This is a genomic window from Akkermansiaceae bacterium (assembly GCA_024233115.1).
In the GTDB taxonomy this organism is placed as follows: Bacteria; Verrucomicrobiota; Verrucomicrobiia; order Verrucomicrobiales; family Akkermansiaceae; genus Oceaniferula.
In genome coordinates, this window is sequence record JACKQB010000001.1 from 157237 (window position 1) to 179456 (window position 22220).

19 protein-coding genes are annotated in these 22220 nt (G+C 56.1%); 9 read left to right on the forward strand and 10 right to left on the reverse strand.

Annotated features, from left to right (window positions below; all coding sequences use genetic code 11):
- Positions 1 to 195 precede the first annotated feature (195 nt).
- The 10 genes from H7A51_00705 to H7A51_00750 all read right to left on the reverse strand — a co-directional run bounded on the left by H7A51_00705 (position 196) and on the right by H7A51_00750 (position 13357).
- A complete protein-coding gene (locus H7A51_00705) occupies positions 196 to 1074 on the reverse strand; it encodes a DUF58 domain-containing protein (protein MCP5534736.1) in 879 nt (292 codons plus the stop codon).
- Positions 1071 to 2510: a hypothetical protein gene (locus H7A51_00710; GenBank protein ID MCP5534737.1), complete on the reverse strand. Its 1440-nt coding sequence runs from the start codon at positions 2508 to 2510 to the stop codon at positions 1071 to 1073. Before H7A51_00710 ends, H7A51_00705 begins: the two co-directional genes overlap by 4 nt.
- Positions 2511 to 2577: 67 nt before the next feature.
- Entirely contained in the window at positions 2578 to 3540 is a 963-nt protein-coding gene (locus H7A51_00715) for an ABC transporter ATP-binding protein (protein MCP5534738.1), read from the reverse strand.
- A 70-nt stretch (positions 3541 to 3610) separates the two neighbouring features.
- Positions 3611 to 3997 (reverse strand): four helix bundle protein, encoded by a 387-nt coding sequence (locus H7A51_00720; protein MCP5534739.1) that lies wholly within the window; start codon positions 3995 to 3997, stop codon positions 3611 to 3613.
- A 39-nt stretch (positions 3998 to 4036) separates the two neighbouring features.
- Entirely contained in the window at positions 4037 to 5857 is a 1821-nt protein-coding gene (locus tag H7A51_00725; protein MCP5534740.1) for a hypothetical protein, read from the reverse strand.
- Between the two features lie 48 nt (positions 5858 to 5905).
- Positions 5906 to 6913 carry an AAA family ATPase gene (locus H7A51_00730; GenBank protein ID MCP5534741.1) on the reverse strand — a complete coding sequence of 336 codons (1008 nt, stop codon included), beginning with the start codon at positions 6911 to 6913 and terminating at the stop codon, positions 5906 to 5908.
- Between the two features lie 106 nt (positions 6914 to 7019).
- Complete coding sequence (locus H7A51_00735) at positions 7020 to 8348, reverse strand: hypothetical protein (GenBank protein ID MCP5534742.1); 1329 nt, start codon at positions 8346 to 8348, stop codon at positions 7020 to 7022.
- 148 nt (positions 8349 to 8496) lie between these two features.
- A complete protein-coding gene (locus H7A51_00740) occupies positions 8497 to 10002 on the reverse strand; it encodes a terpene cyclase/mutase family protein (GenBank protein MCP5534743.1) in 1506 nt (501 codons plus the stop codon).
- A 177-nt stretch (positions 10003 to 10179) separates the two neighbouring features.
- Complete coding sequence (locus H7A51_00745; protein ID MCP5534744.1) at positions 10180 to 11682, reverse strand: hypothetical protein; 1503 nt, start codon at positions 11680 to 11682, stop codon at positions 10180 to 10182.
- 175 nt (positions 11683 to 11857) lie between these two features.
- Positions 11858 to 13357, reverse strand: a complete 1500-nt coding sequence (locus tag H7A51_00750) for a hypothetical protein (GenBank protein ID MCP5534745.1) — start codon at positions 13355 to 13357, stop codon at positions 11858 to 11860.
- A 504-nt stretch (positions 13358 to 13861) separates the two neighbouring features.
- On the opposite strand from H7A51_00750, the gene H7A51_00755 reads away from it, so the two are divergent.
- The 9 genes from H7A51_00755 (at position 13862) to H7A51_00795 (ending at position 22213) form a co-directional block, all read left to right on the forward strand.
- Complete coding sequence (locus H7A51_00755; protein ID MCP5534746.1) at positions 13862 to 14812, forward strand: Gfo/Idh/MocA family oxidoreductase; 951 nt, start codon at positions 13862 to 13864, stop codon at positions 14810 to 14812.
- A gap of 39 nt (positions 14813 to 14851) precedes the next feature.
- Complete coding sequence (locus H7A51_00760) at positions 14852 to 15478, forward strand: redox-sensing transcriptional repressor Rex (protein ID MCP5534747.1); 627 nt, start codon at positions 14852 to 14854, stop codon at positions 15476 to 15478.
- A 54-nt stretch (positions 15479 to 15532) separates the two neighbouring features.
- A complete protein-coding gene (locus H7A51_00765; protein MCP5534748.1) occupies positions 15533 to 16102 on the forward strand; it encodes a sigma-70 family RNA polymerase sigma factor in 570 nt (189 codons plus the stop codon).
- A 45-nt stretch (positions 16103 to 16147) separates the two neighbouring features.
- Positions 16148 to 17569: a von Willebrand factor type A domain-containing protein gene (locus H7A51_00770; GenBank protein MCP5534749.1), complete on the forward strand. Its 1422-nt coding sequence runs from the start codon at positions 16148 to 16150 to the stop codon at positions 17567 to 17569.
- A 68-nt stretch (positions 17570 to 17637) separates the two neighbouring features.
- On the forward strand, positions 17638 to 18189 hold the full coding sequence (locus H7A51_00775; protein MCP5534750.1) for a hypothetical protein: 552 nt from the start codon (positions 17638 to 17640) through the stop codon (positions 18187 to 18189).
- A 282-nt stretch (positions 18190 to 18471) separates the two neighbouring features.
- Positions 18472 to 19278 (forward strand): type I methionyl aminopeptidase, encoded by an 807-nt coding sequence (map, locus tag H7A51_00780; GenBank protein ID MCP5534751.1) that lies wholly within the window; start codon positions 18472 to 18474, stop codon positions 19276 to 19278.
- A complete protein-coding gene (locus tag H7A51_00785; protein MCP5534752.1) occupies positions 19271 to 20083 on the forward strand; it encodes an NAD-dependent epimerase/dehydratase family protein in 813 nt (270 codons plus the stop codon). Before map ends, H7A51_00785 begins: the two co-directional genes overlap by 8 nt.
- Before the next feature lie 29 nt (positions 20084 to 20112).
- Positions 20113 to 20793 (forward strand): M15 family metallopeptidase, encoded by a 681-nt coding sequence (locus H7A51_00790; protein ID MCP5534753.1) that lies wholly within the window; start codon positions 20113 to 20115, stop codon positions 20791 to 20793.
- A gap of 4 nt (positions 20794 to 20797) precedes the next feature.
- Positions 20798 to 22213, forward strand: a complete 1416-nt coding sequence (locus tag H7A51_00795; GenBank protein ID MCP5534754.1) for a hypothetical protein — start codon at positions 20798 to 20800, stop codon at positions 22211 to 22213.
- The last annotated feature ends 7 nt before the right edge of the window (positions 22214 to 22220 follow it).

Below are 22220 nucleotides of genomic sequence, written 5' to 3' on the forward strand. Positions count from 1 at the left end.
GTGAGGATCAGATTGATAAGATTTAAGTTCTAAGTTTTAAACTCCACCTACTACGCCAAGGCTACGAAGGCCAAGAAATACCAAGCGGTAGGGAGAGGTGAAGGCTGTGTTTGAGATGAATAGGGTAAGACGATGAATTTGGTTTTTTTGAATACGCCGTGCTGGTTTTGGTATTTGGAGTTTAAAGCTTGGATTTTAGGCGATGCAAAGTGCCCCTGCCTGCACAGCTTCCTCATTGAGCGCGTCGAGCAGCGGTTGGTCGGCGCAAACGCGGGCGAGGGGGGCGTTAAAGCGTTTGGACGCGGTATGCCACTCTGCAAAGTGGGCGGCGTAGGCTTTTTGATAGAGTTTCAGGGTGGTTTTTTCAATGCGGTGCGGGTGGTTGCTACCCACCTCGACATCGACAAACTCATAATTGCCTTCCCATGCAGGGTTGGCCTCTGATTTTAAAAATGGAGCCAGAATGATAGGTTTGCCCTGCTGGATATTGAGGAGTCGGAGTGGCGGTGTGGGATCGCCTTCGAACAGCAGGTCGGAGATCAACACACGGATGGCATTTCCGCGGAACTGGATTTGGTCGAGCGCCAAGGGGCTGGCCATGTTTCCCGGTCGGATCGCCTGCACCGTATCCAACCAGAGGTGGGAGGTCACGGCATCCATCGGGAGGGTGGCGTGGCTGTCTCCACGCACAATGTGGATCTGCGTTGCTGCGCCGGCCTGGATGGCAGAGATGACAGCAAAATAGAACAGCTCTGCGGTGCGGTTGGCTTTGATGGGGTCAAAAAACATCGATTCGGATGCATCCAGGATGATATCGATGACGGGCCTCACTTCCTCGCGATACAACTTCATCGTGTACTGCCCGGTGCGGGCGTAGGCTTGCCAGTTGATATGCCGGGGGTCGTCACCGGGCATGTAAGCACGGTGGTCTTGAAAGTCGATCGATGAGCCGGTGCCCGCCCCCTGGAACTCACCGGCCATGCCGCGCCACACCTGGCTACGCAGCGGCAGGGTAAGGCGCTCTGCACAGACAGAGGCCTGGGTGTATAAGAGAGTGAGCTGGTCAATGGTCATTGGTCATCCGTGGTTGGGCGTTCCACATGATTGATGTGTTTCCACACGGGGAGGGTTGTGACGAGTGCGATGGCGGCGTAGATGGTTAGATTGAAGTAGCTTGCATAAACGTGGGTGTCCGCTGGTATCCCGCTTGGGCCATTAAGAAAATGAAAGCTGGTGGGTATCCAGAAAAAATACGGCATGATGTGCAGGCCGCTTGAAAAGGATTCAACGGCAAAGACCACGAGCACAATTAAAAACTGGGTGCAGACAAATAGGATAAACAACCCGAAACGGTTCTCCTGTTTTCTGGCGAAGATCCGTGTCAGTGCCAGAGGGAAGAACAGCGCGGCAAACACGGAATTTAACACGATGATGTCCCATTGCCCGACGTGTGCGCCGCGAGATACATGGAACATCACCAGGGCACGCATTACCCCGTATAGTAGAATGACATAGAGAAGGCCCGTCGCCCACCCTGGATAGAGAAGCCTTCCCACGAGCTTGCCGACTGTGCCTTTGCGTGTGTATGGCCGGACGATGGGGCTTACCAATTGCGGGTTTTCTGTCAGTGAAATCATGCTGATGGGAATGCACAGGGCGAGGCCGATGACGATCGCTCCGAATGGAGATACGCCGGCAAAAGCGAATGCCAGCACGGTGATGATAATCAGTCCAAGGCTCACCATGCGCCTGAGGGATGAGCGGTTCTCGGCAATGGGGGCAATCATCGATGTCCCCAGGTCCAGGCACATCCAGGCGAGGTAAATGCTTGCCGAGACAAAACCCGTAAACGTCAGGGTCGTGGTTGCATCGGTCAGGCTGACGAGTTGGATGATTTCCTGGTAATTATTCCGACCACCGAAGTACATCGACCAGATCATGATAAACGCGATAAAGGCACCGGAAATGGGGAACAGCACACGAATCACGACCGATGACATACCACTCAACCCCACGGTGATTGCGGTGAATGTCGCCGACAATAAAAAGGTGCTCAGTAGGAGTAGGATCTCGGCAAACATCTGCATGTCGCCAAAGAAATACCGCAGGATCAGGTAGGGGACAATCGCAGTGAGTATGAGTCCCGACTGGCTGACGATCGACACCCACTTGCCGAAAGTAATCCGCCATGCACTCAGTTTGGTAAGGCTGAGGAGATCGATGGTGTCACCGCGGATCTCCGCCGATAATGCGGTGATACCGCGCAGGGGTTGGACGACGAGGACGGCGACGGAAAAGAAAAAGAAAATAATCTGTGACAGGTAGCTGCCCGCATTTTCATGGGATGCCACCGCCGCTGTGACCAGCAGGATAAAACAAAGAAATGCCTGCACGGCGATGAACAGGATCACAAAACTCACCCCCCGCAGCCCCTGCCGCAGCTCTTTCACCAACATCGGGTTGAGCTTGTCTGGAAAGTCACTGATGTGATCTATGTTAGGTTGATCCATTTTGTAGACAGAATTAACAACATTAACAGAATTTATGAATTGGAGTTTGGTGTTTGAAACTTAAAATTTACGGCTGCTGGGGCATCGCGGGCGGTTTGTTGACTTTGTCTAACATGTCGATGAAGGCGTCCTCAAGATTGCGTTGCTCTTTATGGAATTCAACGACTTGCAGGCCGTCCTTGACCATGCTGGCGAGGACACGGGCCGCGACATCGATGGATTCGACCCGGAGCCGGCCACCTTGTTTGCGGGCTTCGATGAATTCGGCATAAGGATTGGTGACCACCCAGTCGGAAAGAGCTTGCGGATTGCCTAACACCTGCACATCAAAAAAGTAGCCACCTGTGTTGTCGGTGCCATGACGCAGTGACTCGGCATCGCCGTGGTGGACAATACGACCGTTGTTAATGAAGAGCAGACTGTCACACATTTCCCCGAGTTCGGAGAGGATGTGGGAGGATATGAAAATGGTTTTCCCTTCCTCTGCGAGGATGCGGATGAGGTGTTTGAGTTCGACCCTGGCTTTGGGATCGAGCCCCGCAGCGGGTTCATCCATGATTAGGATCTGGGGATCGTGAATGAGTGATCGCCCGAGGCAAAGCCGCTGGGTCATGCCCTTGGACAGCTTGTTAGACAACCGGTCGGCCAGCGGGATGAGGTCGGCGAACTCCATCACCTCCTGCACGCGCATCTGGCGTTCCTTGCCTGCATAGCCGAGTGCCCGGGCATAGAAATCGAGGTATTCGAGCACGGTCATGTGGTCGTAGTTACCGAAATGATCCGGCATCCAGCCGATCAGGGACCTGACCTTGGCGGGGAAATTCACCACGTTGATACCGCAGATCTCGACGTTGCCCATCGTCGGGTAATCGAGTGTCGCCATGATCCGCATGGTGGTGGTTTTTCCGGCTCCGTTGGCTCCCACAAAGCCGCAGACCGAGCCGTGTGGCACTTCGAAGCTAATACCATCGACAGCCTTGAGCGGGCCGAAGTAGCGGTAGAGGTTTTTGACGGTGATGGCGTTGCTCATGCTTTAAGTTTCAAATACCAAACTCCAAAAACCAAAGTTGTCGCGCAACTATGAGTGGTAGGAGCGACGGTTACTTGGTGGTGGAAATTTGTTGGGTCTTGTTGTTGATGATTGTGTGGAGAATTTTAACCAATTCGCTCGTTTCTTGGGTGAGTTGAAGGAATACCTCAGCTTGTTCCTTGGTAGTAGGGTTTGTTTCCTCGATGAGGCGAAGCCAGAGGCTTGATTCTTTGGCCTCTTTCCTACACAGGCGGAGTCGGTAGAGTTTATCGTCGATGCTGATGCTCTCATTAGCTTCAACAAAATTGGCTGCGACAGAGCCTGATGACCGTAATACCTGAGTTACATCTGACCAACTCACAGGATCCCACTTATGCTGCCTCAGAAACAAGCGAACCGATAAAGCAAACTGGAAGGTTCTCCCTTCTAGAACGTATGGTTTCGTATTTCGTTTCATCGTGCTGGTACTTGGTTTTTGGAGTTTGGTATTTGAAACTTAACGCGATACGGGTCCGGTCATCACGGTGGTTGTGGTGAGCCATTTGATGGAGTCGTAGGTGTCGATGCCGGTGGCGTTTTCGGTGACGGTGAAAAAGCGTCCCGGTTGCAGGGCGATGTCGTTGAGTTGATTGGAATTGGCGCGGGCGAAACGGCTCGACTGCTCTTTAAGCCATAGTTTGAACTCGGTGGGATTGCTTGGGACGAGAGTGACCGAGTTTCCTTTTGCCAGTGCCTCGGCCTTCCACCAGCTATCGTCCGGGGCGTGGTAATAGAGGGCTCCCAGATCAAAATCAAAGGTCGATATGAGGACGGGTGCCCCTGCCTTGGGCGATAGCTCGATACGCCCCCGGGTAGGGCGCACGGTTTTTAACAGGTGGCCGTGGATACTGCGCGACTGGAACCAGTCGCCTGCAACGTCGAGTCCCTTGCTGCCGTGGTTGGCGGTGTATGAGGTGGGTGCGGTGCCGTTGGTCACCACGCGCGACCAGCGGGATGAGCTCAAGGCGACGGGGGTGATCAGGGTGGGTTCTGAGGTTTCAAAAGAGTTTCCTAACAATACGCCGGTGCGCGCCGCCTGTTCCTGGATGATGTAGGCTTTGTTTTCATCGGGTTGGATCTCCATGAGCAGGAGCCGGTGACCACGACCCCCAAAGCCGTCCTGGAACATGATGATGACAATCAGCAGTGCGCTGGCACCGAGTGAGATAATGGGGGTGGTGATAAAGAGTTTGTGGCGTTTGCCGGATTTGGCAAAAACAAACAAGTTGACCGGACCGACCAGAATGCCGAAGGCCAGCAGGATGAGGATGAAAAATGCGGTGTTGAAACTTTTTTTACCCAGCGTGATGTGAAGCGGCCAGCTGCCTGCGTAGTCGCGCAGCAGGCTGCCGTGTTGCGTTTGACTTGATGAGGACCTGGGTCCATGCGGGCTCACCAGCGACTGGGTGGTGGCGGTATTGAGCAGGTTTGACGACGGGAGGGGAATGAGGTCGACGCGCCCGAAGCTGCGGGCTGTCTTTTTCTGCCCCGGTTTGCTTTCGTCAATCTGGAGTGTGGACAGGTCATCGCTGGTGCTGGTGGTGTATATGACGAGGTGTCCGCCGAGGCGGTTCCACTCGAGAATAGCGGTGCGGGCACCGGGGTCGAGTTTGCTCCAGTCGGTACTGGTCATCATGACGACATCCTGTCCCATGTAGGAGCGCCAGTCGGTGGGCAGGGTCCTGGGGTCGAAGTCGCCGGCAAATTCAAGATTTCCCATGGATGAATAAGCCGAGCTGATGTGGCTGTTGAGGCTGGATGCGTTAGGCACGTAGAGATCGTGACTGAGCAGCACCGATGGCCAGCTGTCATTGGTTTCCGTGCTCATGCTGCCGGAGGTCATCGGGTAACCGGTGCAAAACAAACGCATATTGAGTTCGCTGCCACTGCCGTAGCTACCGGTTTGGAAAATGGTGACCAGCGGGACAATAAAATCGTAGGTCTCCTGGCCGCCGGCTTTACAGCTGCAGGTGAACTCCGAGGTCATCTGGCTGCCCGTATCATTGCCCAGGGACGTCATGTCCCTCGAGGTGAAATTGAGGGTTAGTTCACGGTCGAGTTTGGTGCCGTTGTTGATCTCGACGCGGATTGGGGCGTAACCATACGCGGGGAGTTTGCCAAGCAGGCAGGTGACCTTGGCCCAGGTATTGGTCTTGGTATCGTAGACCTCCCTGATCAGCTGATGCTGTGCCCGGACGGGCCCCTGGGACAGGAAGGTGACGAGCAGGCAGGTCAGGCAGGCGAGGGTGCCGAGCGGGCGGTGACGGAGGAAAACCATGGCGTTGTTAGGTGGGCTGCTATGCGGACGATAGACAAGGCTTTTCAACTATTGACTGACCATGGTTCTGGGGGTGTCCTTGGCTTGGAATGGAATTTCGTTGAGGAGGGCGAGGATGGTGTCGTTGGTTGTTTTACCTTCGACCCGGGCATTGTAGTCAAGGATCATGCGGTGGCGCAGGACGGCGGGGGCGCAGTATTTCACATCCTCGAAACTCGCGTGGGTGCGTTCGTTGATCAGGGCGCGGGCTTTGGCGGCGGACGCGAGCGACAGGGCGGCGCGCGGGCTGGAGCCGTATTTGATGCCGCTGGAGGCGGATGATTGGCCGGGGTGGGTGGCATCAACGAGGCGGGCGATGTAGTTGGCCACGACATCGGGAAGATAGATGCGGCGGACCAGGCTGAGAGTTTCGTCAAGCTGGGCGGCATCCATCACCGTGGTCACGTCGGGCTCGGCGCCGAGTTCACGGTGGGTGACGATTTTTTCCAAGGTTTCCACATTGTTGCGACTGACCTCGAGTTTAAAAAGAAAGCGGTCGAGCTGGGCCTCGGGCAAAGGGTAGGTGCCTTCCAGTTCGATCGGGTTCTGGGTAGCGAGGACAAAGAAGGGAGTGGGGAGATGATGTGTTTCGCCAATGACGGTCACACGGCGTTCCTGCATCGCTTCCAACATCGCCGACTGGGTTTTAGGTGATGCGCGGTTGATTTCATCGGCTAACAGGACGTTGGTAAACAGCGGGCCTGGCTGAAAAACAAATTCGCGGTGGCCGTCCCTCTCCTGCAACACCGGGTTGCCTGTGATGTCGCCGGGAAGGAGGTCGGGGGTGAACTGGATGCGTTTGGAGTCGAGTCCGAGGGCTTTCGAGAGTCCTTTGACCAGTTCCGTTTTTCCCAGGCCGGGAAGGCCTTCTAACAATATGTGTCCACGTGCCAGCAAGCCGGTGATCACAAGATCGATGAGCTCCTCCTGACCAAAGAGAACCTGATTGAGGGTGGTGCCGAGTGAGCGGACGTGTTTACTGGCGGCGGCGACTTCGGATTCGGTGGCGAATTGCATGATTTTTTATAAGTTTCATAAACCAAGCTCCAAAAACCAAATGGGCTGATAGGCGTTGGCAAATTTAGAGTCTTTAGATTGGTTTTTGGAGTTTGTAGCTTGGAGTTTACTCGAAGAATTTCTTCATGGCCTTTTTCTCGTTGGGGAGGAGTGTGTCTTTCCAGACGCGGTCGCCGCCCGTGCCTTTGCCGGCGACTGAGCCACCTGCGGTGGGTCCGGTTTTTGATTGATCGACGTCGTGTTCGGCATCGTTGGTTTCGAGGAGGTCACCGGGGAGCGCATTACGCTGGTCTTCTGACTTCAATCCCTCGTGTTTACCCGCACCGGTGTCATCGTGTTCTTTTCCGAGTGGGCGTGGGGCGTGGCCGGGTCCGCGGTCGATGCCGCCGCGCCCCCCCTCGTCGTTTTCCCCATCACCATCGCCGTCGCCGTCTTCGAAGTCGTTCATCCAGTCGTCCTCACCTTCCCCCTGGCCGGGTTGATTGCCTTGTTGTTGTCCGGGGTTGAGATTCCGGGCGTGTTTGCGCATGTTCTCACGCAGTTGGTCGAGCTGTCCGGGAGTCAGCTGATTGAGTTCTTTGGGGTCGATTTTTTTGAGTTGTTCAAGGAGCTCCTTGTTAGGCTTCATGTCGCCCTGCTGCATTTTTTTGACCGCCTGGTCGAACTCGTTGAGCAGGCGTTGTTTTTGCTCGGCATTCATTTTGGCAGCTTGGTTTTGCAGTGCGTTCAGGCTGCGTTCGGCGCGTTGCAGGTTGCTTTTCAGGTTCTCCTGCTCGGTCTGGTGGTTCTGTTTGAGGTTGTCGGTGGCTTCCAGGCTGGAGTGGCTAAACCAATCGTCCTGTGACTGTTCGCGAAGTTTCTCGAGTTTCTTGCGCATTTCATCGATGTATTCCTCCTGGACGACCTCCTGGTTATCGAGCTGGTCGAGGCTGGTATCGATTTCGCTCCAAGCGCTGGGTTCCTGTTGTTGCGGTTTGTGATTGGACTTGGCGTGCACGGGGATGATGAATCCGCAGGTGACGATGAGCAGGGCGCCGACGATGGGGGGCAGCAGGCGTTGCCAGTGCCAGTGGACGCCATCATCGATGGTGCCGGGGACTTCGGGCCATGGGGCGATACCGTGATCGGCTGCGGTCAGGGCGTTACGGAGCTTCATGGTCGCTTCAATCCTGACCAGTGACTGTGTGGTGGTCTCGAAACGGGAGCGTGCGGCGAGCCATGAGAGGATGCCGGTCACCGCGATGATACCGCCTGTGCCGGCTGCCAACGCCAGCCATGGCAGGGTATTGAGCTCACGGCGGGTGATGAGGACGGCACAGGCGATGACCAGGGAGGAGACGAGCAATGGGGTGGCGAGGGTTTGCAGCCACCAACCCAGGTTGATCCTGCGTGCGGTGTTGCCGGCGATTTGGTGCCATGTCTGTTCATCTGCCATGAATCATTGTGATTGTCATTGGAATGTTAGTGGGGATTTGGGTTCAGGCAAGGTGAGAAGTGTGAAAAAGGTATGAAGTTGGGATGAAAACGGCTCCGCCTGCAAGGGGGGAGCCGTGATGAAAACGGGGAAAACAAGAAACCCGGATCTAGTGGATGGCGTTTTTGCCGGTTGCGGGAAGGAAGCGGTAGTAGGTTTCCAGCATCAGGGTTGCGAGGCAGGTCCGGTAGTGGGTGGCTGTGACTGATACACCCTGGTAGGTGGGGGCCACGGCTTTGACCTTACTGCCGCCCCCCACGTTTTTATAGGACCCGTCAGCATTCTGGTTTGCCAGCAGCTGGTCGCGGAAAAGAGTATTGTAGGCCCGCCAGTCATCGCCACCGCGGTGCATCATCGCTTGCACGTGGTAGTAGTGGCGGTAGAGGTCGGCGTCGGCGGTATGGTAGTCGAGTCTGGCATTTTTTTTGATATACCTAGCACCTTTGCGAACCACGGAATCGTGGCTTTTACCCCACATTTGGTACGCGAGCATGGCGCCGCCGGTCATGGTGAAACCAGCCTCTCCACTGGGTGAGGGGGAGGCGTAACCTACCCCGCCATCGGGTCCTTGTTTCCCTTTGAGATAGCTGAGGGATTTTTTGATACAGTCGCGGAAGGTGCTGTTTTCCCAAAGCCCTGTGTGTTTGCAGGCCTTGAGTGCCTGGATGTGCCAGAGGGCGATTGATGTGTCGCCACCGCGCTTTCCGGACATGTCATAGGCGTAATCCCATGCGCCGGAGGTATGCTGGTGCTCGAGAATCCAGTCGCCCGCAGCCTTGGTGGTTTCCATTAATCTGGGAAACGGGATGTCGAGGCTGATGCAGAAGGTGGTGGCCTCAGCGAGGGCGTAAGTGGCGATGGCGTGCTCGTAGGGCCAGTGTTTGTCCTTGATGTCGTCGGCGAGTTTGCCGTTGTTTTTCATACCCACATTGACGAGGTAGGAAATAGCCTTGGTGACCGCGTCACCGAATTCCTCGGAGTCAGGGGTTTCACAATGTCCGAGGAAGGTCAGCAGCGCAAAAGCGGTCATGGACACCTTGCGGTCAGAAGTCCAGCTGCCGTCGGGGTTTTGTGTTTTTTGAAGCCATCGGAGGGTGTTGACGACGGCGGTCTCGCATTGTGCGTTACCGCCGTTTTGAGTAATGAGATCGATCCGGTTGGCTTCGGAGCAACGTTTTCTGATCGTATATGGCAGCGGCCTGAACCCGGGCGATCCAATGCCGGTGCCTTCGTCCATACCCTGGCCAAAGTCATCCCCGCTGCCAAGATCCGTGGATGGAGTGGGGGTGTCGATGTCGATTACCGGGATCGCAATGTTGGAACGTATGTTAGAGATGATGACCTTGTTGAGGTGCGCTGATGGTCGGGATGGCTTGTGTTGCACCGGACGGTTGAAAGTGGGTTTTTCGCGGGAGGGAGGCTCCGGGAGATCGCCTTTATAGGTTACGAAGTCTTCCTTGAATGGCGCGATGGGTTTAAGCCACCAGAAGAGCAGTATGAGCAATAGCAGGATACATGATAGAATCGAGATGATGATGCTGGTGATGGTTGTATTCCTTTGCTGCTTTAACAAAGCCGCTTCGGCTTCGGGGGAGAGTTGTGCGTGTAGGCTCATGGGATGTCGGGTTGGTGGTTCGTGGATGAGGCGAAGAATTATTTCCTCGTTCACAAGTTACAACGCATGAGCCAGGCGGATGCTTAGGTGTGTTTTTGTGGGTAAAAAGAAACGGCTCCCCACGTGAATGGAGAGCCGTATGCGAATTTGTTAGTTTGTTTGGCTGCCTGGTTTTGGCTACCTGGTTTTGGCTCCTGTAGCTGGGAGGAAGCGGTAGTAGACTTCGAGCATGAATGTGGCCAGACAGGTCCGGTAAAGGACAGCCGTTTCAGAGCCTCCAGCGTAAGTTGTGGCAACACCTTTGATCTTGGCGCCGCCACCGACGTTTTTCCAGGTGCCGTCGGCATTCTGGTTTTTCAATAACTGATCGCGGAAGAGTTGGTTGTAAAAGTCCCATTCGGCGCCTCCCCTGTTCATCATGGCCTGGGCATGGTAGTAGTGGCGGTAGAGGTCGGCGTGTGCGCCGTTGTATTCAAATTTGGTATTTTTCCTGATATGATGGGCTCCCTTGCGGACCACGGAATCATGGCTTTTGCCCCACATCTGGAATGCGAGCATACCGGCCCCGGTCATGGTCCAGCCGACGTCGTCGGGTCGGCCACTGGAATTTGCATAGCCGATGCCTCCGCGTGAGTCCTGGCAGCCTTTGATGTAGTCCAGGGCTTCGCGGATAACTCCCTTGAATGCTTTTTCGTCCCACATGTCGGTGTGTTTACAGGCTTTGAGGGCCTGGATTTGCCAGAGGCCAATCGAGTTGTCAGTGTGGCCACCTGACATTTCATATTTGTAGGTCCATGAGCCGTTTTTGTTCTGGTGTTCGAGGATGAAGTCTCCGGCGGCCTTGGTGGCTTCTTTGAGTTTGGGGATATTGATACCGAGTTTGATGCAGAAGGTGGTGGCTTCACCGAGTGCGTAGGTGGCGATGCCGTGTTCATAGCTCCAGTGTCCTTTGAAGTCGGAGGCCATCTTGCCTTTGTTCTTCATATTGACGTTGACCAGATACACGATGCCCCGGGTGACGGCGTCACCAAACTCCTCGGAGTTGGGTGTTTCGCAGTGGCCGAGGAAGGCGAGCAGGGCAAAGCCGGTCATGGCGACCTTGTATTGTGATCCCCAGCTGCCATCGGGCTTCTGGGTTTTCTTAAGCCAGCGCAGTGCCTTCAACACGGCTTCCTCGCACTGTTCGTTGCCGCCGTTTTGGGCCAGTCGGTTAAGCCGGTCATCCTTGGAGCAGCGTTCGCGCATGGTGGCCGGGATGTTACCGAATCCACCGCCGCCGCCGTCGCCGTCGCCGTTGCCCCAGCCGTCGCCGAAGTCGTCGCCGTTACCGAAATCCGTGGAGGGGTCGGGCACATCGACCTCGGGAACCGGGACCGCGGTGGGTGAGGTGGTGTTGGCAGCAATGACCTTGGCCATCGATGAGGACGGGGCGGAGGGTTTGCGCTCGACGGCGCGGGTCATCTCGCGTTTGGTCACCTTGTCCTTGTCCTCGGCGCCTGCCTGGTAGGAAACAATTTCCGGGGTGTAGTTATCAATTTGTGGCAGGAGCAGGTAGAGCAGGATGATGCCGATCAGCAGCACTGTCAGGATGGATATGATGATACTGGTGATGGTCGAGTTCCGCTGCTGGGCGTGAAGTCGTGCTTGGGCTTCCGGGGAAAGCTGGGCGTGTAAACTCATGGGATATTGAAAGCTGGGGGGATAATGTGTGAGTGTTGGAACCAATATAGGCCTGCCATTTTGTGATGCAAACAAATAAAATGTTCAGACAAACTAACAAAATAGATAAACAAAACCGGCTCCACGTAGGTGTGTGGAGCCGGTGAGGGTTGAACCTTGTTGGTGAGTGGTTTGTTTAATGTTTTTGGCCGGTAGCAGGGAGGAATCGATAGTAAACCTCCAGCATGAACGTGCAGAGGCATGTCCGGTAGTGGACGGCCAATCCCGAGCCCCCTTGGTAGGATGCGGCGACAGCCAGGACCTTGGCACCGCCTCCTACGTTTTTGTAGGTTCCGTCAGCGTTTTGGTTCTTGAGTAGTTCGTCGCGGAAGAGGGCGTTATAGAATTCCCAGTCAGCGCCGCCGCGGTTGATCATGGCCTGGGCGTGATAGTAGTGGCGGTAGAGGTCGGCGTTTTCGGTGTTGTATTGGAACTTGGCATTTTTCTTGATGTACTTTGCACCTTTGCGAACGACGGAATCGTGGCTCTTGTCCCACATTTGGTAGGCGAGCATACCTCCTCCGGTCATGGTGAAACCAGCATCTCCATGGGGATTGGGCGAGGAATAGCCGATACCGCCATCGGAGTTCTGTTTCGACTTAACATACTCGAGGGCAGCACGGATGTTGCCTTTGAATACTTTTTCCTCCCATAAACCAGTGTGTTTGCATGCCTTGAGTGCCTGGATGTGCCAGAGGCCGATGGAGTTATCACCACCTCGGTTTCCAGACATGTCATAACCGTAGTCCCAGCTACCCGAGCTGTGCTGGTGTTCCAGGATCCAGTCTCCGGACGCCTTGGTGGCTTCCTTGAGATTGGGTATGTTGATACCGAGTTTGATACAGAAGGTGGCTGCTTCACCGAGTGCGTAGGTGGCAATGGCGTGTTCATAGGGCCAGTGCTTGTCCTTGACGTCATCAGCGAGCTTGCCGCCATTCTTCATGCTGATATTGACGAGGTAAACGATTGCCCGGGTGACGGCGTCACCAAACTCCTCGGAGTTGGGTGTTTCGCAGTGGCCGAGGAAGGCGAGCAGGGCAAAGCCGGTCATGGCGACCTTCTTATTCGTCCAGCTACCGTCGGCGGCCTGGGTTTTCTTGAGCCAGCGCAGTGATTTCAATACAGCTTCCTCGCACTGTTCGTTGCCGCCGTTTTGGGCCAGTCGGTTAAGCCGGTCATCCTTGGAGCAGCGTTCGCGCATGGTGGCGGGGATGTTGCCGAATCCACCGCCGCCGCCGTCGCCGTCGCCGTTGCCCCAGCCGTCGCCGAAGTCGTCGCCGTTACCGAAATCCGTGGAGGGATCGGGCACATCGACCTCGGGAACCGGGACCGCGGTGGGTGAGGTGGTGTTGGCAGCAATGACCTTGGCCATCGATGAGGACGGGGCGGAGGGTTTGCGCTCGACGGCGCGGGTCATCTCGCGTTTGGTCACCTTGTCCTTGTCCTCGGCGCCTGCCTGGTAGGAAACAATTTCAGGAGTGAAGTTATCAAGTTGTGGCAGGAGCAGGTAGAGCAGGATGATACCGATCAGCAGCACTGTCAGGATGGATATGATGATACTGGTGATGGTCGAGTTCCGCTGCTGGGCGTGAAGTCGTGCTTGGGCTTCGGGGGAGAGTTGGGCGTGTAAACTCATGGTTGTTCAGGTGTTTGATGTTAGTGATTTATCTGGATGTTCAACTGGGTGTTTGTGGAAGGTTTTAACTCAATTGAGTTAAAGCGGTTTATTCTTTGACGATAGCATATAGACGGGCTGTCCAGGGTGACCAGCGCAAAAACAGGGTAATTTCGAGCCTGGTGGCGAGGCGGAATGTCCGTGTTTGGTGAAGGGTTGAAGGGTCGGGTGTTGGGGTGTGGCTGGCGGTGTGACTTGCTTTGGAAGGTAGGTTGTTTGGGTTGGTTGTATGGGGCTTGATTGGGTTTGAACTTGGTGTGGTTTGGAGCTTGCCGTTTGTCGGGCTGGCCCGATTTCCGTAGGATACAGAGCTCCACTGCCTTGGAAACGCACGGGCGGGTGGGTGTCTTAGGTGTTTTTTGTCCTTTTTTTATTTTTTCTTATTTTTCTTATTTTTTGTCATCGGTCGATCAAACCATGGCAAGAGCCTTGCCATGGTGGAGCCTTTCCACTAGGTGTATCGCCATGAGTTTACGAGCAGGAGTAGCAGGGGCTGGAGCCATGGGAAGAAATCACGCGAGGGTCTTTTCGTTGCTTGAAGGTGTCGAATTGGTAGCCATTTATGATCAGAATAAACAGCAGGCCGAGGCTGTGGCTGCCGAGTTTGGTGGGATGGCGGTTGATTCGTTGGACGCCTTTGCCGCCGCGGTGGATGCCGCAACGGTAGCCGTACCAACGATCGCCCATCGGGATGTGGGGTGTGCGTTGATGGAAAAAGGAGTCCATGTCCTGATGGAGAAACCGATTGCAGATACCCTGGATGATGCGCGTGCCTTGATTGAAACCTCTCAGAAATGTGGTAGGATCCTTCAGGTCGGTCACATTGAACGCTTCAATCCGGTCATGCGTGAACTGGAGGACCGGTTGAGCGAGCCGCGTTTTATCGAAGCGCACCGGCTCTCGCCGTTTCCTAACAGGAGTATTGATATCGGGGTTGTGTTAGACCTGATGATCCATGATTTGGAAATCATTCTGCATCTGGTGCGTTCACCAGTGGTGAGTGTGGATGCGGTAGGGGTGTCGGTGATGACCTCGCGCGAGGATATAGCCAATGCGCGGATTCGGTTTGAAAATGGCTGCGTTGCCAATGTGACGGCGAGCCGGATCAGCCCGGAGAGAATGCGTAAGATCCGTGTGTTCCAGGGGGATTGTTATTTATCGCTCGACTACCAGGAGCAGAGCGCGGGAATGTATCGCATGGGGGAGTCAGGTATTGAAAAAGTGGAGGTGAATGTGGAGAAAGACGAGCCGCTGAAGCGGGAGCTGGCCTCTTTTGTCCGATGTGCCGAGGCGGGATCAACGCCGGAGGTCTCCGGGCAACAGGGTGCAGCGGCGCTCGACCTGGCGCTGGAGATCACCAATCTGATCAACCAGTCGCCCCCGGCGACGGCGCTTGCCGATTCCTCCAATCCCTGACCTCTTGACCTGGGTGCCAAACCGCTGCATTGTCCCCTGATGGAGAAGCTGGAAATATCCCAGAAATCGATCTACAGGATATCCTTGTATGGTCGGTGTCTGGAGCGTTTGCATGAAAATGGCCACGAAATGGTAAGTTCCGCGGCTCTAGCCGCGGCCGCCGGGGTGAAGCCGTCCCAGTTGAGGCGTGATCTGGCGAACTTCGGAACCTTCGGGACCCGGGGGCGTGGTTATCCTGTGGAAGCATTGCGACATGCGATTCACGAAGGCCTTGGCCGTGCCAAGCTGCATCCGGTGATTATGGTCGGTGCCGGAAACCTCGGCCGGGCCTTGCTGCGCTACGATGGTTTTAAAAAAGAGGGATACGAGATCCTGGCCGCCTTTGATTCTGCCGCGGAAAGCCTGAAAGACCGGAACATCCCCGTGCCGCTGTATTCGACTGATGATTTGCCCGTTTTCATCAAGGAAAACAAGGTGCAGATGGCCGTGCTCTGTGTGCCTGCCAACCATGCCCAGGAGGTTGCCAATGTGCTGGTGGATGCCGGTATCCAGGGTATCCTCAACTTCGCGGCGGTGCTGCTGCAAGTGCCGGCGGAAGTGACCGTCAACAACGTCGATCTTGCCCTCGAGCTGGAGAACCTGAACTATTTTATCCGGAAAAAGTGATTTTTCCCCAAGAAATCCGCGTCTTGTGCGTTCAACCCATAGAAAGTGCCTGCAATGGGCGTTGCCAATGATACGATAAACAGCAATCTGGAGAATATTCAGAAGGGGAACAACATGGTGGAAACCAGCGCAGAACTGGTCGAACGCGCGGTCTCGGAATACGAGTCGCCGCTGATCGGCTACGCCAAGACCATCGTGCATGATCTCGACCGGGCACGCGACGTTGTCCAGGACACTTTCATCCGTCTCTATCAACAAGACGCATCCAAGGTGAGCGATGGCTTGAAGTCATGGCTTTTTACCGTGTGCCGGAACCGGGCCCTCGATGTTCTGCGCAAGGAAAGGCGTCTTGTATCGGTGGATGACGAAATTCTCGCAGCCGAGGACAGTGGAGTGGAGACACCGGGTCAGATCACCGCCGATCATGAGCGGGTGGAAATGGTGAAAAGCTACATTGCCCGGCTACCCGAGAACCAGGCCACTGTGATCCTCCTCAAATTTGAAGAGGGTTACAGTTACCAGGAAATCAGTGATGCCACCGGACTCTCCAGTGGCAACGTCGGCTTCCTTATCCATACCGGCATGAAACGCCTCCGGGAAATCCTCCCGGATGAGCTGAAATAACCCCTTTTCCCTACCCTTTTACCTAACAACCCTTTGAACAATCAGATGAAAATCGACCTCAATGACCCCCGCATCACCGCCTTCGCCCTGGGAGAGCTGAAGGGGAACGATGCCATCGAGATCGCCCGTGCGGTGCGCATGGATGCGCGTGTGCGCAACGCGGTCGACGAGGCGCGTGAGACAGCCAGCCTGCTGATGGAATCGCTCGGCGGCAATAAAACCTTCATGTTGACACCCGAGCAACGGCGGGCTGTGCGGCGCGCAGGCCCAAGCCCGGCGACCGCCGATCTACCCAGCGCCAAAGTCCCGTTCTGGAGGCACCCGGCGATAGCGGGAATCAGCGTGGCCGCGGCGGTGGCACTGGCGCTCTACCTGGTTGGCGGTCGGCCAGGCGGTGGAGCGGGCAAGGGCGGCAGCGATGATCTGGCCGAGTGGGACTGGGAGCAGGTCGATATGGACAGCCTGACGGTCCCCGCCGTGGTCGACCCGTCCAGAATGAACGGCACCCCCGACGACGGGTCCACGCCGGGTGCGCAAGGAGGTATTCAGTCGGTTAGCTCGGCCATCAGTGACGATACTACCAGTTTCCGCAGGGAGGTGGAGCAGCGTGTCGAGGGGATGAAGCGGGAGGATATCTTGTCGGCCACGCAACTCCCCGAGCTGGAAAATGGTTCGGCCCAGCCGTGGCGGAATGTCGTGTCCGGGGAGCCGATGAACGTGCCGCTGGCCGCTGGCGCCACCAGCTGGCCATGGTTGAAGCGCTCGATTGAAGAGCTGAAAACACTTCCGCCGCAGCGTGCCGTACGCATTGAAGAGATGGTGAACCATTTCCGGTACAAAAAAGCCAGCATGGTCAGTGCGGCCGGACTGGCTGCGGATATGGAGCTGTGCCACACGCCCTGGAACCCGGCTACCGTATTACTCGCTGTGCATCTCAATGCCGATTCAAATGCGGGTGCAGCCGATGCCGCGGCCGCCCTGGAACTCGAGCCGGACAGGGTGAAGCGTGTCAGGCTGATCGGCTATGCCCGGATGGACCGTGCTGCGGCGGATGCTTCCGGCGCAGCTCCCGCTGGCCCTTCCAGGATGTCCCGGTCACATGGAAACTATGTGCTCTACGAGCTTGAACTCGACGATGCCGTTGCCGCCACAGACCATGGTGCCATTGCCACGCTCACCTTGGGGCAACGCGGGAAGGTTGAAGGCTCAGCCCGTTTACCCATTGGCCGTGTCGCCAGTTGGATTCACGCTAGTGCGGATATGCGTTTTGCCTCGACGGTCGCCGCCTGCGGCATGCTGTTGGCCAACTCCCCGTCGATGGGAGAGCTCGACTCCGAAAGGCTGGTTACGCTGGTGGGCATTCTCGAAACTCAGGATTCCACCATGCTTGGAGGGGATCGCCGGGGGGCATTGAAGCTGATGCGGGAGGCGGCCAGGCTGATGGGCGTTGATGCGGGCCGGGAATGACGGGTTGACTCTTCATCGAATCAGGTCTATTAAACTCTACACGGCTCCACATTTCCCCCATTTCCATTATGAACAGTAAATACCTACTGCTGCTGACAGCACTGGCAACCATCGCGTTTGCACTACCGTCCCAGGCGATCGAGTCAAGGACCTTCTACAGTGCCGATAAGTCAAAATCCTTCGAAGCCACGCTTTCCGCGTATGACGCCAAAAACAAGACCGTGACCGTCACCTACGCCTCCGGGAACACGGTGAGCTTTCCACTGAGCCTCCTTTCCGAAGAGTGTCAGAAGTACGTATTATCCAAAAAGGACCTGCTGGCAATCGCCCGCTACGTCCGGCTCAAGTTTGAGGAAATCAAGGTCAAGGGCGGCGGCGACGCCGTCGATACCGGTTACGCCATCGAGGTCTACAACAGCAGCAAACGCCCGGTCGAGACCGTGACCCTCAAATACACCCTCTACTATAACCAGGGGGATTTGAACAAGGGGGGCACCATCGAAAAGACCCGGTCCGGCACCCTGGCCACTGGCAAGTTGTATGACGGGGACACCATCACCGTTGAAACCTCGAAAGTCAGCATCATACGCAAGAGCAAGCCGGCGTCCGGCGGTGGATGATGTGGACCAAACGTGCCCGGCGGTCGCCGGGTGGACAATATGATTGGTGTGGTTGTCGATATCGTCGTGGGTGACGAGATCGTCCGCACGGATTCCAGTAGCAAGAACCTTCTCAACAAAGTCCTCAGGGAGCGCGCAAAAACGGCTTCACGTTAGTAGGCAATAAAGTATCCATTTGACCGCCCTGCCTGACACAGATGTGTTTGGCAGGGCTTTTTTCTTTTCATCTCCGGTAAAGCACCTATCCCTTCGGCATCGCGTCCCTCGATCATCATCAAGACCATGGCCCGGAAAATAAGAATACCCATCAAGACGGCAGCAGACATCAAAAAGATGCGTGTTGCTTGTGAAACCGCGAGCGAAATCCTCCAGCTCTGTGCCAAGGCCGTGCAACCCGGTAAAACCACCGGCGAGATCGATGCCTACGCCGGTGAGTTGATGCGCGAGCGCGACTGCAAAAGCGCCTTCCTCGGATACCGTGGATTCCCCGGACAAATCTGTATTTCACGGAATGAGGAAGTGGTTCACGGCATTGGCGCTGATACGGTGATTCGGCCCGGTGATATCCTGAAAATCGATGTGGGTATCACCAAAGCAGGATGGATTGGTGACAATGCCACCACTGTGCCCGCTGGTGAGATCGACCTCGAAACCAAACGCCTGATGTGCGCTACCGAGCAGTCGCTCTACGAAGCCATCGATCACGCCCGCCCGGGCAATCTTCTTGCCGACCTCTGCGGGGCTGTAGAGGCCCATGTGAGGAAGTATGGTTTTACCGTCGTGCGGGAATTTGTCGGTCACGGCGTAGGCCGCGATCTTCACGAGGAGCCCCAGGTGCCCAACTACCGGCCGCCGGGTCGCTCGCCGAAGCTTCGTCCCGGTATGGTGCTTGCCATCGAGCCCATGGTAAACGCCGGAGTCGCGGGTGTCACCATCCTCAGCGATGGTTGGACTGTGATCACCAACGACCGCAAGAACTCCTCTCATTTCGAGCACACCGTGTTAATCACCAACGGCCAACCTGACATCCTCACCGCCCGGCCACGAGAGGCGACCGAGGAGTTGTTGGGAATTTCGATGCATGGCTAGTTTGCTCATCGCCGGTTACGGGTTTCTGGGGAGGGCCCTGGAGAATAAATTCCTGTCGGCCGGCTGGAACGTCGACAAATTGAGCCGCGGCGGGACAGACGGATGTATCCGCTGTGATATTTCGTCGTCAGAGGATGTTTCCGGTCTGTCTGGCGACTACGACCTCATCATCCACTGCGCCGCCTCGGGTGGGGGTGGGGAGGCTTCCTATCGGCGGGTTTATCTCGAAGGTGTCCGGAATCTGTTAGCCCGCTTTCCTGATGCGCGGCTTGTTTTCACTTCAAGCACATCGGTCTACTCCCAGACTGACCATGGCGAGGTCACTGAATCGAGCGCGGCCATACCCGCCACACCCACAGCAAAGATCCTGCGTGAGGCCGAGGAAACCGTCATCGGGGCAAGGGGAGTGGTCACCCGACTCTCCGGCCTCTACGGTCCAGGGCGCTGCCATGTGCTGAAAAACCTTCTCTCCGGCACAGCCACCCTCGATGGCAAGGGCGGGCGGATCATGAATTTCATCCATCGCGATGATGTCGCACGTGCGGTGTTCCTACTGGGCACTCTGCCCCTTTTCCCGCAGGGTGAAATATTCAACGTGACCGCCGGGCCGGTGAGCCAGCACGACTGCTATGCCGCATTGGCACGGCACTTTGACCGGCCGATGCCGGCGAGTGCTGTTAGTCAGGCACCGCGTAAGCGGGGGAACAGCAGTAAAAAGGTTTCCAATGCCAAGTTGAAAAACCTGGGCTGGAGTCCTCAATACAACGATTTTCTATCATTGGCACTCAATTGTAGGCTGGACTGAGTGGGACTTGTCGCTAGGATGCCGCGAGTATGCGCACCCTTACCCTGGTCGGACTCTGTTCCCTGACGGTTTCCTGTTCCCAACATTTCAGTGATGTGGAGTCAACAGCTGATGCTCTCCCTGTTTCTAACAACCATGTCCTGGCGAAGGCCGGTCTAGTGCGGGTTGCGGAGGTGGATCGCTCCATCCATGTGGACCTCCAGTATAAAGGGGCCACGACCTTGTCAAAAAAGCCGTTTTACGAGCCATCGTTTCCTGCACTGCTCCGACCTGAAACCGCGCGCCGCCTCAGTCATGCCAACCGCCTGGTCAAAGCCTACGGATACCGGATTATGGTCTGGGACGCATACCGGCCACCCATTGTGCAGAACAGACTCTGGGATGCCTCGGGGCACAACGACACCTACGTCGCCAACCCGCACAATGCGGCGTCCCAGCACTCCTGTGGCACAGCGGTGGATGTCACCATGGTGACCTCGCGTGGCAAACCGGTCAAGATGCCCACGGGCTTCGATTCGTTTTCGCCGCTCGCGTCATCTAACTACCAGCACAAGGATCCCGAGATCAGAAGAAACCTCAACATCCTCCAAAGCGCGATGCGCCAGGCCGGTTTTTATCCACTGCCTGCCGAGTGGTGGCATTATATCGATAAGAATTACGAAAAATATCCTAACACCATTTCCCTGGAGTCGATCAAAGGCTCTTACTGAATGTATGAAAAATATCCCTGCAATGTTACTGGCCGGTTTGTGTCTGGTATCGTCATCGACGGCCCAGGTTACCCCCCTTGTCGGAACCTACCTCGGCGATGGCCAGAGGAACTTCTACGGGGACTCGGCCCCGTCCCGTCTCCGTGTGCATTGGAAAGTTTACCTCGGCAGTGGTAGCACGATGTTAGGCTCGGTGGTGAAAACCTGGAAAGGCGCAGGCTGGACCGGTCAGCCCCTGGTGATCAGGGAAGGCGGAGAAACCTACCTGGTCCAGGGAACCCTGAGCCACCATATCAAAAAAATCCGCGCCCGAGACGGAAAGGTGGTCTGGAGCACCAGCGTGGGGGACGTCATCAAGGGTACACCCACTTTTGCCGATGTCGGTGGTAGCGATCCGGAAAACCGCTACGTGCTGATCACAGGCAGTCGTATGGGGCGGAACAATGATTTTATCAACGGCCCCGCCCACAGCCTTCACGGGGTGTCCTACATGACCGGTAAGATACTGTGGCGCCACAACAGCGTGCGCACCTACAGCAACAGCCGTGATGTCGATGCTTCGGCGTTGATGATCGGCTCCAAGGCTTGTGTGCCGTTAGAAAATGGATACTTCACCGTGTTTTCACCCAGTCCCTCCAAGGCCAGGGTGAAGGACGGGTTTCCAGCTCCCAAAATTTACAAACAAATGCGGCTCTACAAAGACTCGGACATCGCCACCTACCGGAATGAGTTGTGCTGCGAATCCTCTCCCACCTTGTACCGGGGGAAAGCCTACGTCGCGGCGGGATGTGGTCGGGTCTATGCCTGTTCGACCGGTTTTGGCGGCCTGGGCTGGACCCTGGATGTCGGTGGGGACCTCAACGGGACGATGCCCTTGACCAACGACAGTCATCTCCTGTTAGGTATCGAACGTGAGTTCATCAGCGGGCAGGGTGGGGTGATGAAGGTCGAACCTGGTGGTGGTGTCAAATGGTATTATCCACTGCCTAACAAACGGTTTTACACCTGGCAAGGAGGCCTGGTGGGCTCCCCCGCCGTCAACCATCGTTATGCGTCAGCCGGAAACAAAGACCTCGCCTGCTTTGTCGGAGTGGACGGGATGCTGACCGTTGTGAACCATAAAAAAGTACAAGCTGGCGTGACGGTTGCCGGGCCACGCGGGAAAAACCGCTATCCGACGCCCGTAGTGCTGGACCAGGTGAAGCTGCCGACGGGCTCGATTTCCACACCTCTCTTTGTTGGTAACAGAATCGTCGTGGGATACGACAACGGCATGGATCTCTACGCCGTTGCTGAAAGCGGCAAACTCAGTCGTCTCGCCCGACTGGCTGGTCCGATGTTTGATGCCACCCCCATCGTTTGGAACCGCCGCATCTACGCCGGCTCCAAGGACGGGTATCTCTACTGCCTGGGTGACTGAACCGGAG

Bases quoted from the DNA above. Each gene is read 5' to 3' on its own strand.
- H7A51_00730 (MCP5534741.1), bottom strand. From the start codon at position 6,913: ATGCAATTCGCCACCGAATCCGAAGTCGCCGCCGCCAGTAAACACGTC.
- H7A51_00725 (MCP5534740.1), bottom strand. From the start codon at position 5,857: ATGGTTTTCCTCCGTCACCGCCCGCTCGGCACCCTCGCCTGCCTGACC.
- H7A51_00715 (MCP5534738.1), bottom strand. From the start codon at position 3,540: ATGAGCAACGCCATCACCGTCAAAAACCTCTACCGCTACTTCGGCCCG.
- H7A51_00795 (MCP5534754.1), top strand. From the start codon at position 20,798: ATGAAAAATATCCCTGCAATGTTACTGGCCGGTTTGTGTCTGGTATCG.
- H7A51_00755 (MCP5534746.1), top strand. From the start codon at position 13,862: ATGAGTTTACGAGCAGGAGTAGCAGGGGCTGGAGCCATGGGAAGAAAT.
- H7A51_00785 (MCP5534752.1), top strand. From the start codon at position 19,271: ATGGCTAGTTTGCTCATCGCCGGTTACGGGTTTCTGGGGAGGGCCCTG.
- H7A51_00790 (MCP5534753.1), top strand. From the start codon at position 20,113: ATGCGCACCCTTACCCTGGTCGGACTCTGTTCCCTGACGGTTTCCTGT.
- H7A51_00720 (MCP5534739.1), bottom strand. From the start codon at position 3,997: ATGAAACGAAATACGAAACCATACGTTCTAGAAGGGAGAACCTTCCAG.
- H7A51_00745 (MCP5534744.1), bottom strand. From the start codon at position 11,682: ATGAGTTTACACGCCCAGCTTTCCCCGGAAGCCCAAGCACGACTTCAC.
- H7A51_00770 (MCP5534749.1), top strand. From the start codon at position 16,148: ATGAAAATCGACCTCAATGACCCCCGCATCACCGCCTTCGCCCTGGGA.
- H7A51_00735 (MCP5534742.1), bottom strand. From the start codon at position 8,348: ATGGCAGATGAACAGACATGGCACCAAATCGCCGGCAACACCGCACGC.
- H7A51_00705 (MCP5534736.1), bottom strand. From the start codon at position 1,074: ATGACCATTGACCAGCTCACTCTCTTATACACCCAGGCCTCTGTCTGT.
- H7A51_00775 (MCP5534750.1), top strand. From the start codon at position 17,638: ATGAACAGTAAATACCTACTGCTGCTGACAGCACTGGCAACCATCGCG.
- H7A51_00710 (MCP5534737.1), bottom strand. From the start codon at position 2,510: ATGGATCAACCTAACATAGATCACATCAGTGACTTTCCAGACAAGCTC.
- H7A51_00750 (MCP5534745.1), bottom strand. From the start codon at position 13,357: ATGAGTTTACACGCCCAACTCTCCCCCGAAGCCCAAGCACGACTTCAC.
- H7A51_00760 (MCP5534747.1), top strand. From the start codon at position 14,852: ATGGAGAAGCTGGAAATATCCCAGAAATCGATCTACAGGATATCCTTG.
- H7A51_00765 (MCP5534748.1), top strand. From the start codon at position 15,533: ATGGGCGTTGCCAATGATACGATAAACAGCAATCTGGAGAATATTCAG.
- map (MCP5534751.1), top strand. From the start codon at position 18,472: ATGGCCCGGAAAATAAGAATACCCATCAAGACGGCAGCAGACATCAAA.
- H7A51_00740 (MCP5534743.1), bottom strand. From the start codon at position 10,002: ATGAGCCTACACGCACAACTCTCCCCCGAAGCCGAAGCGGCTTTGTTA.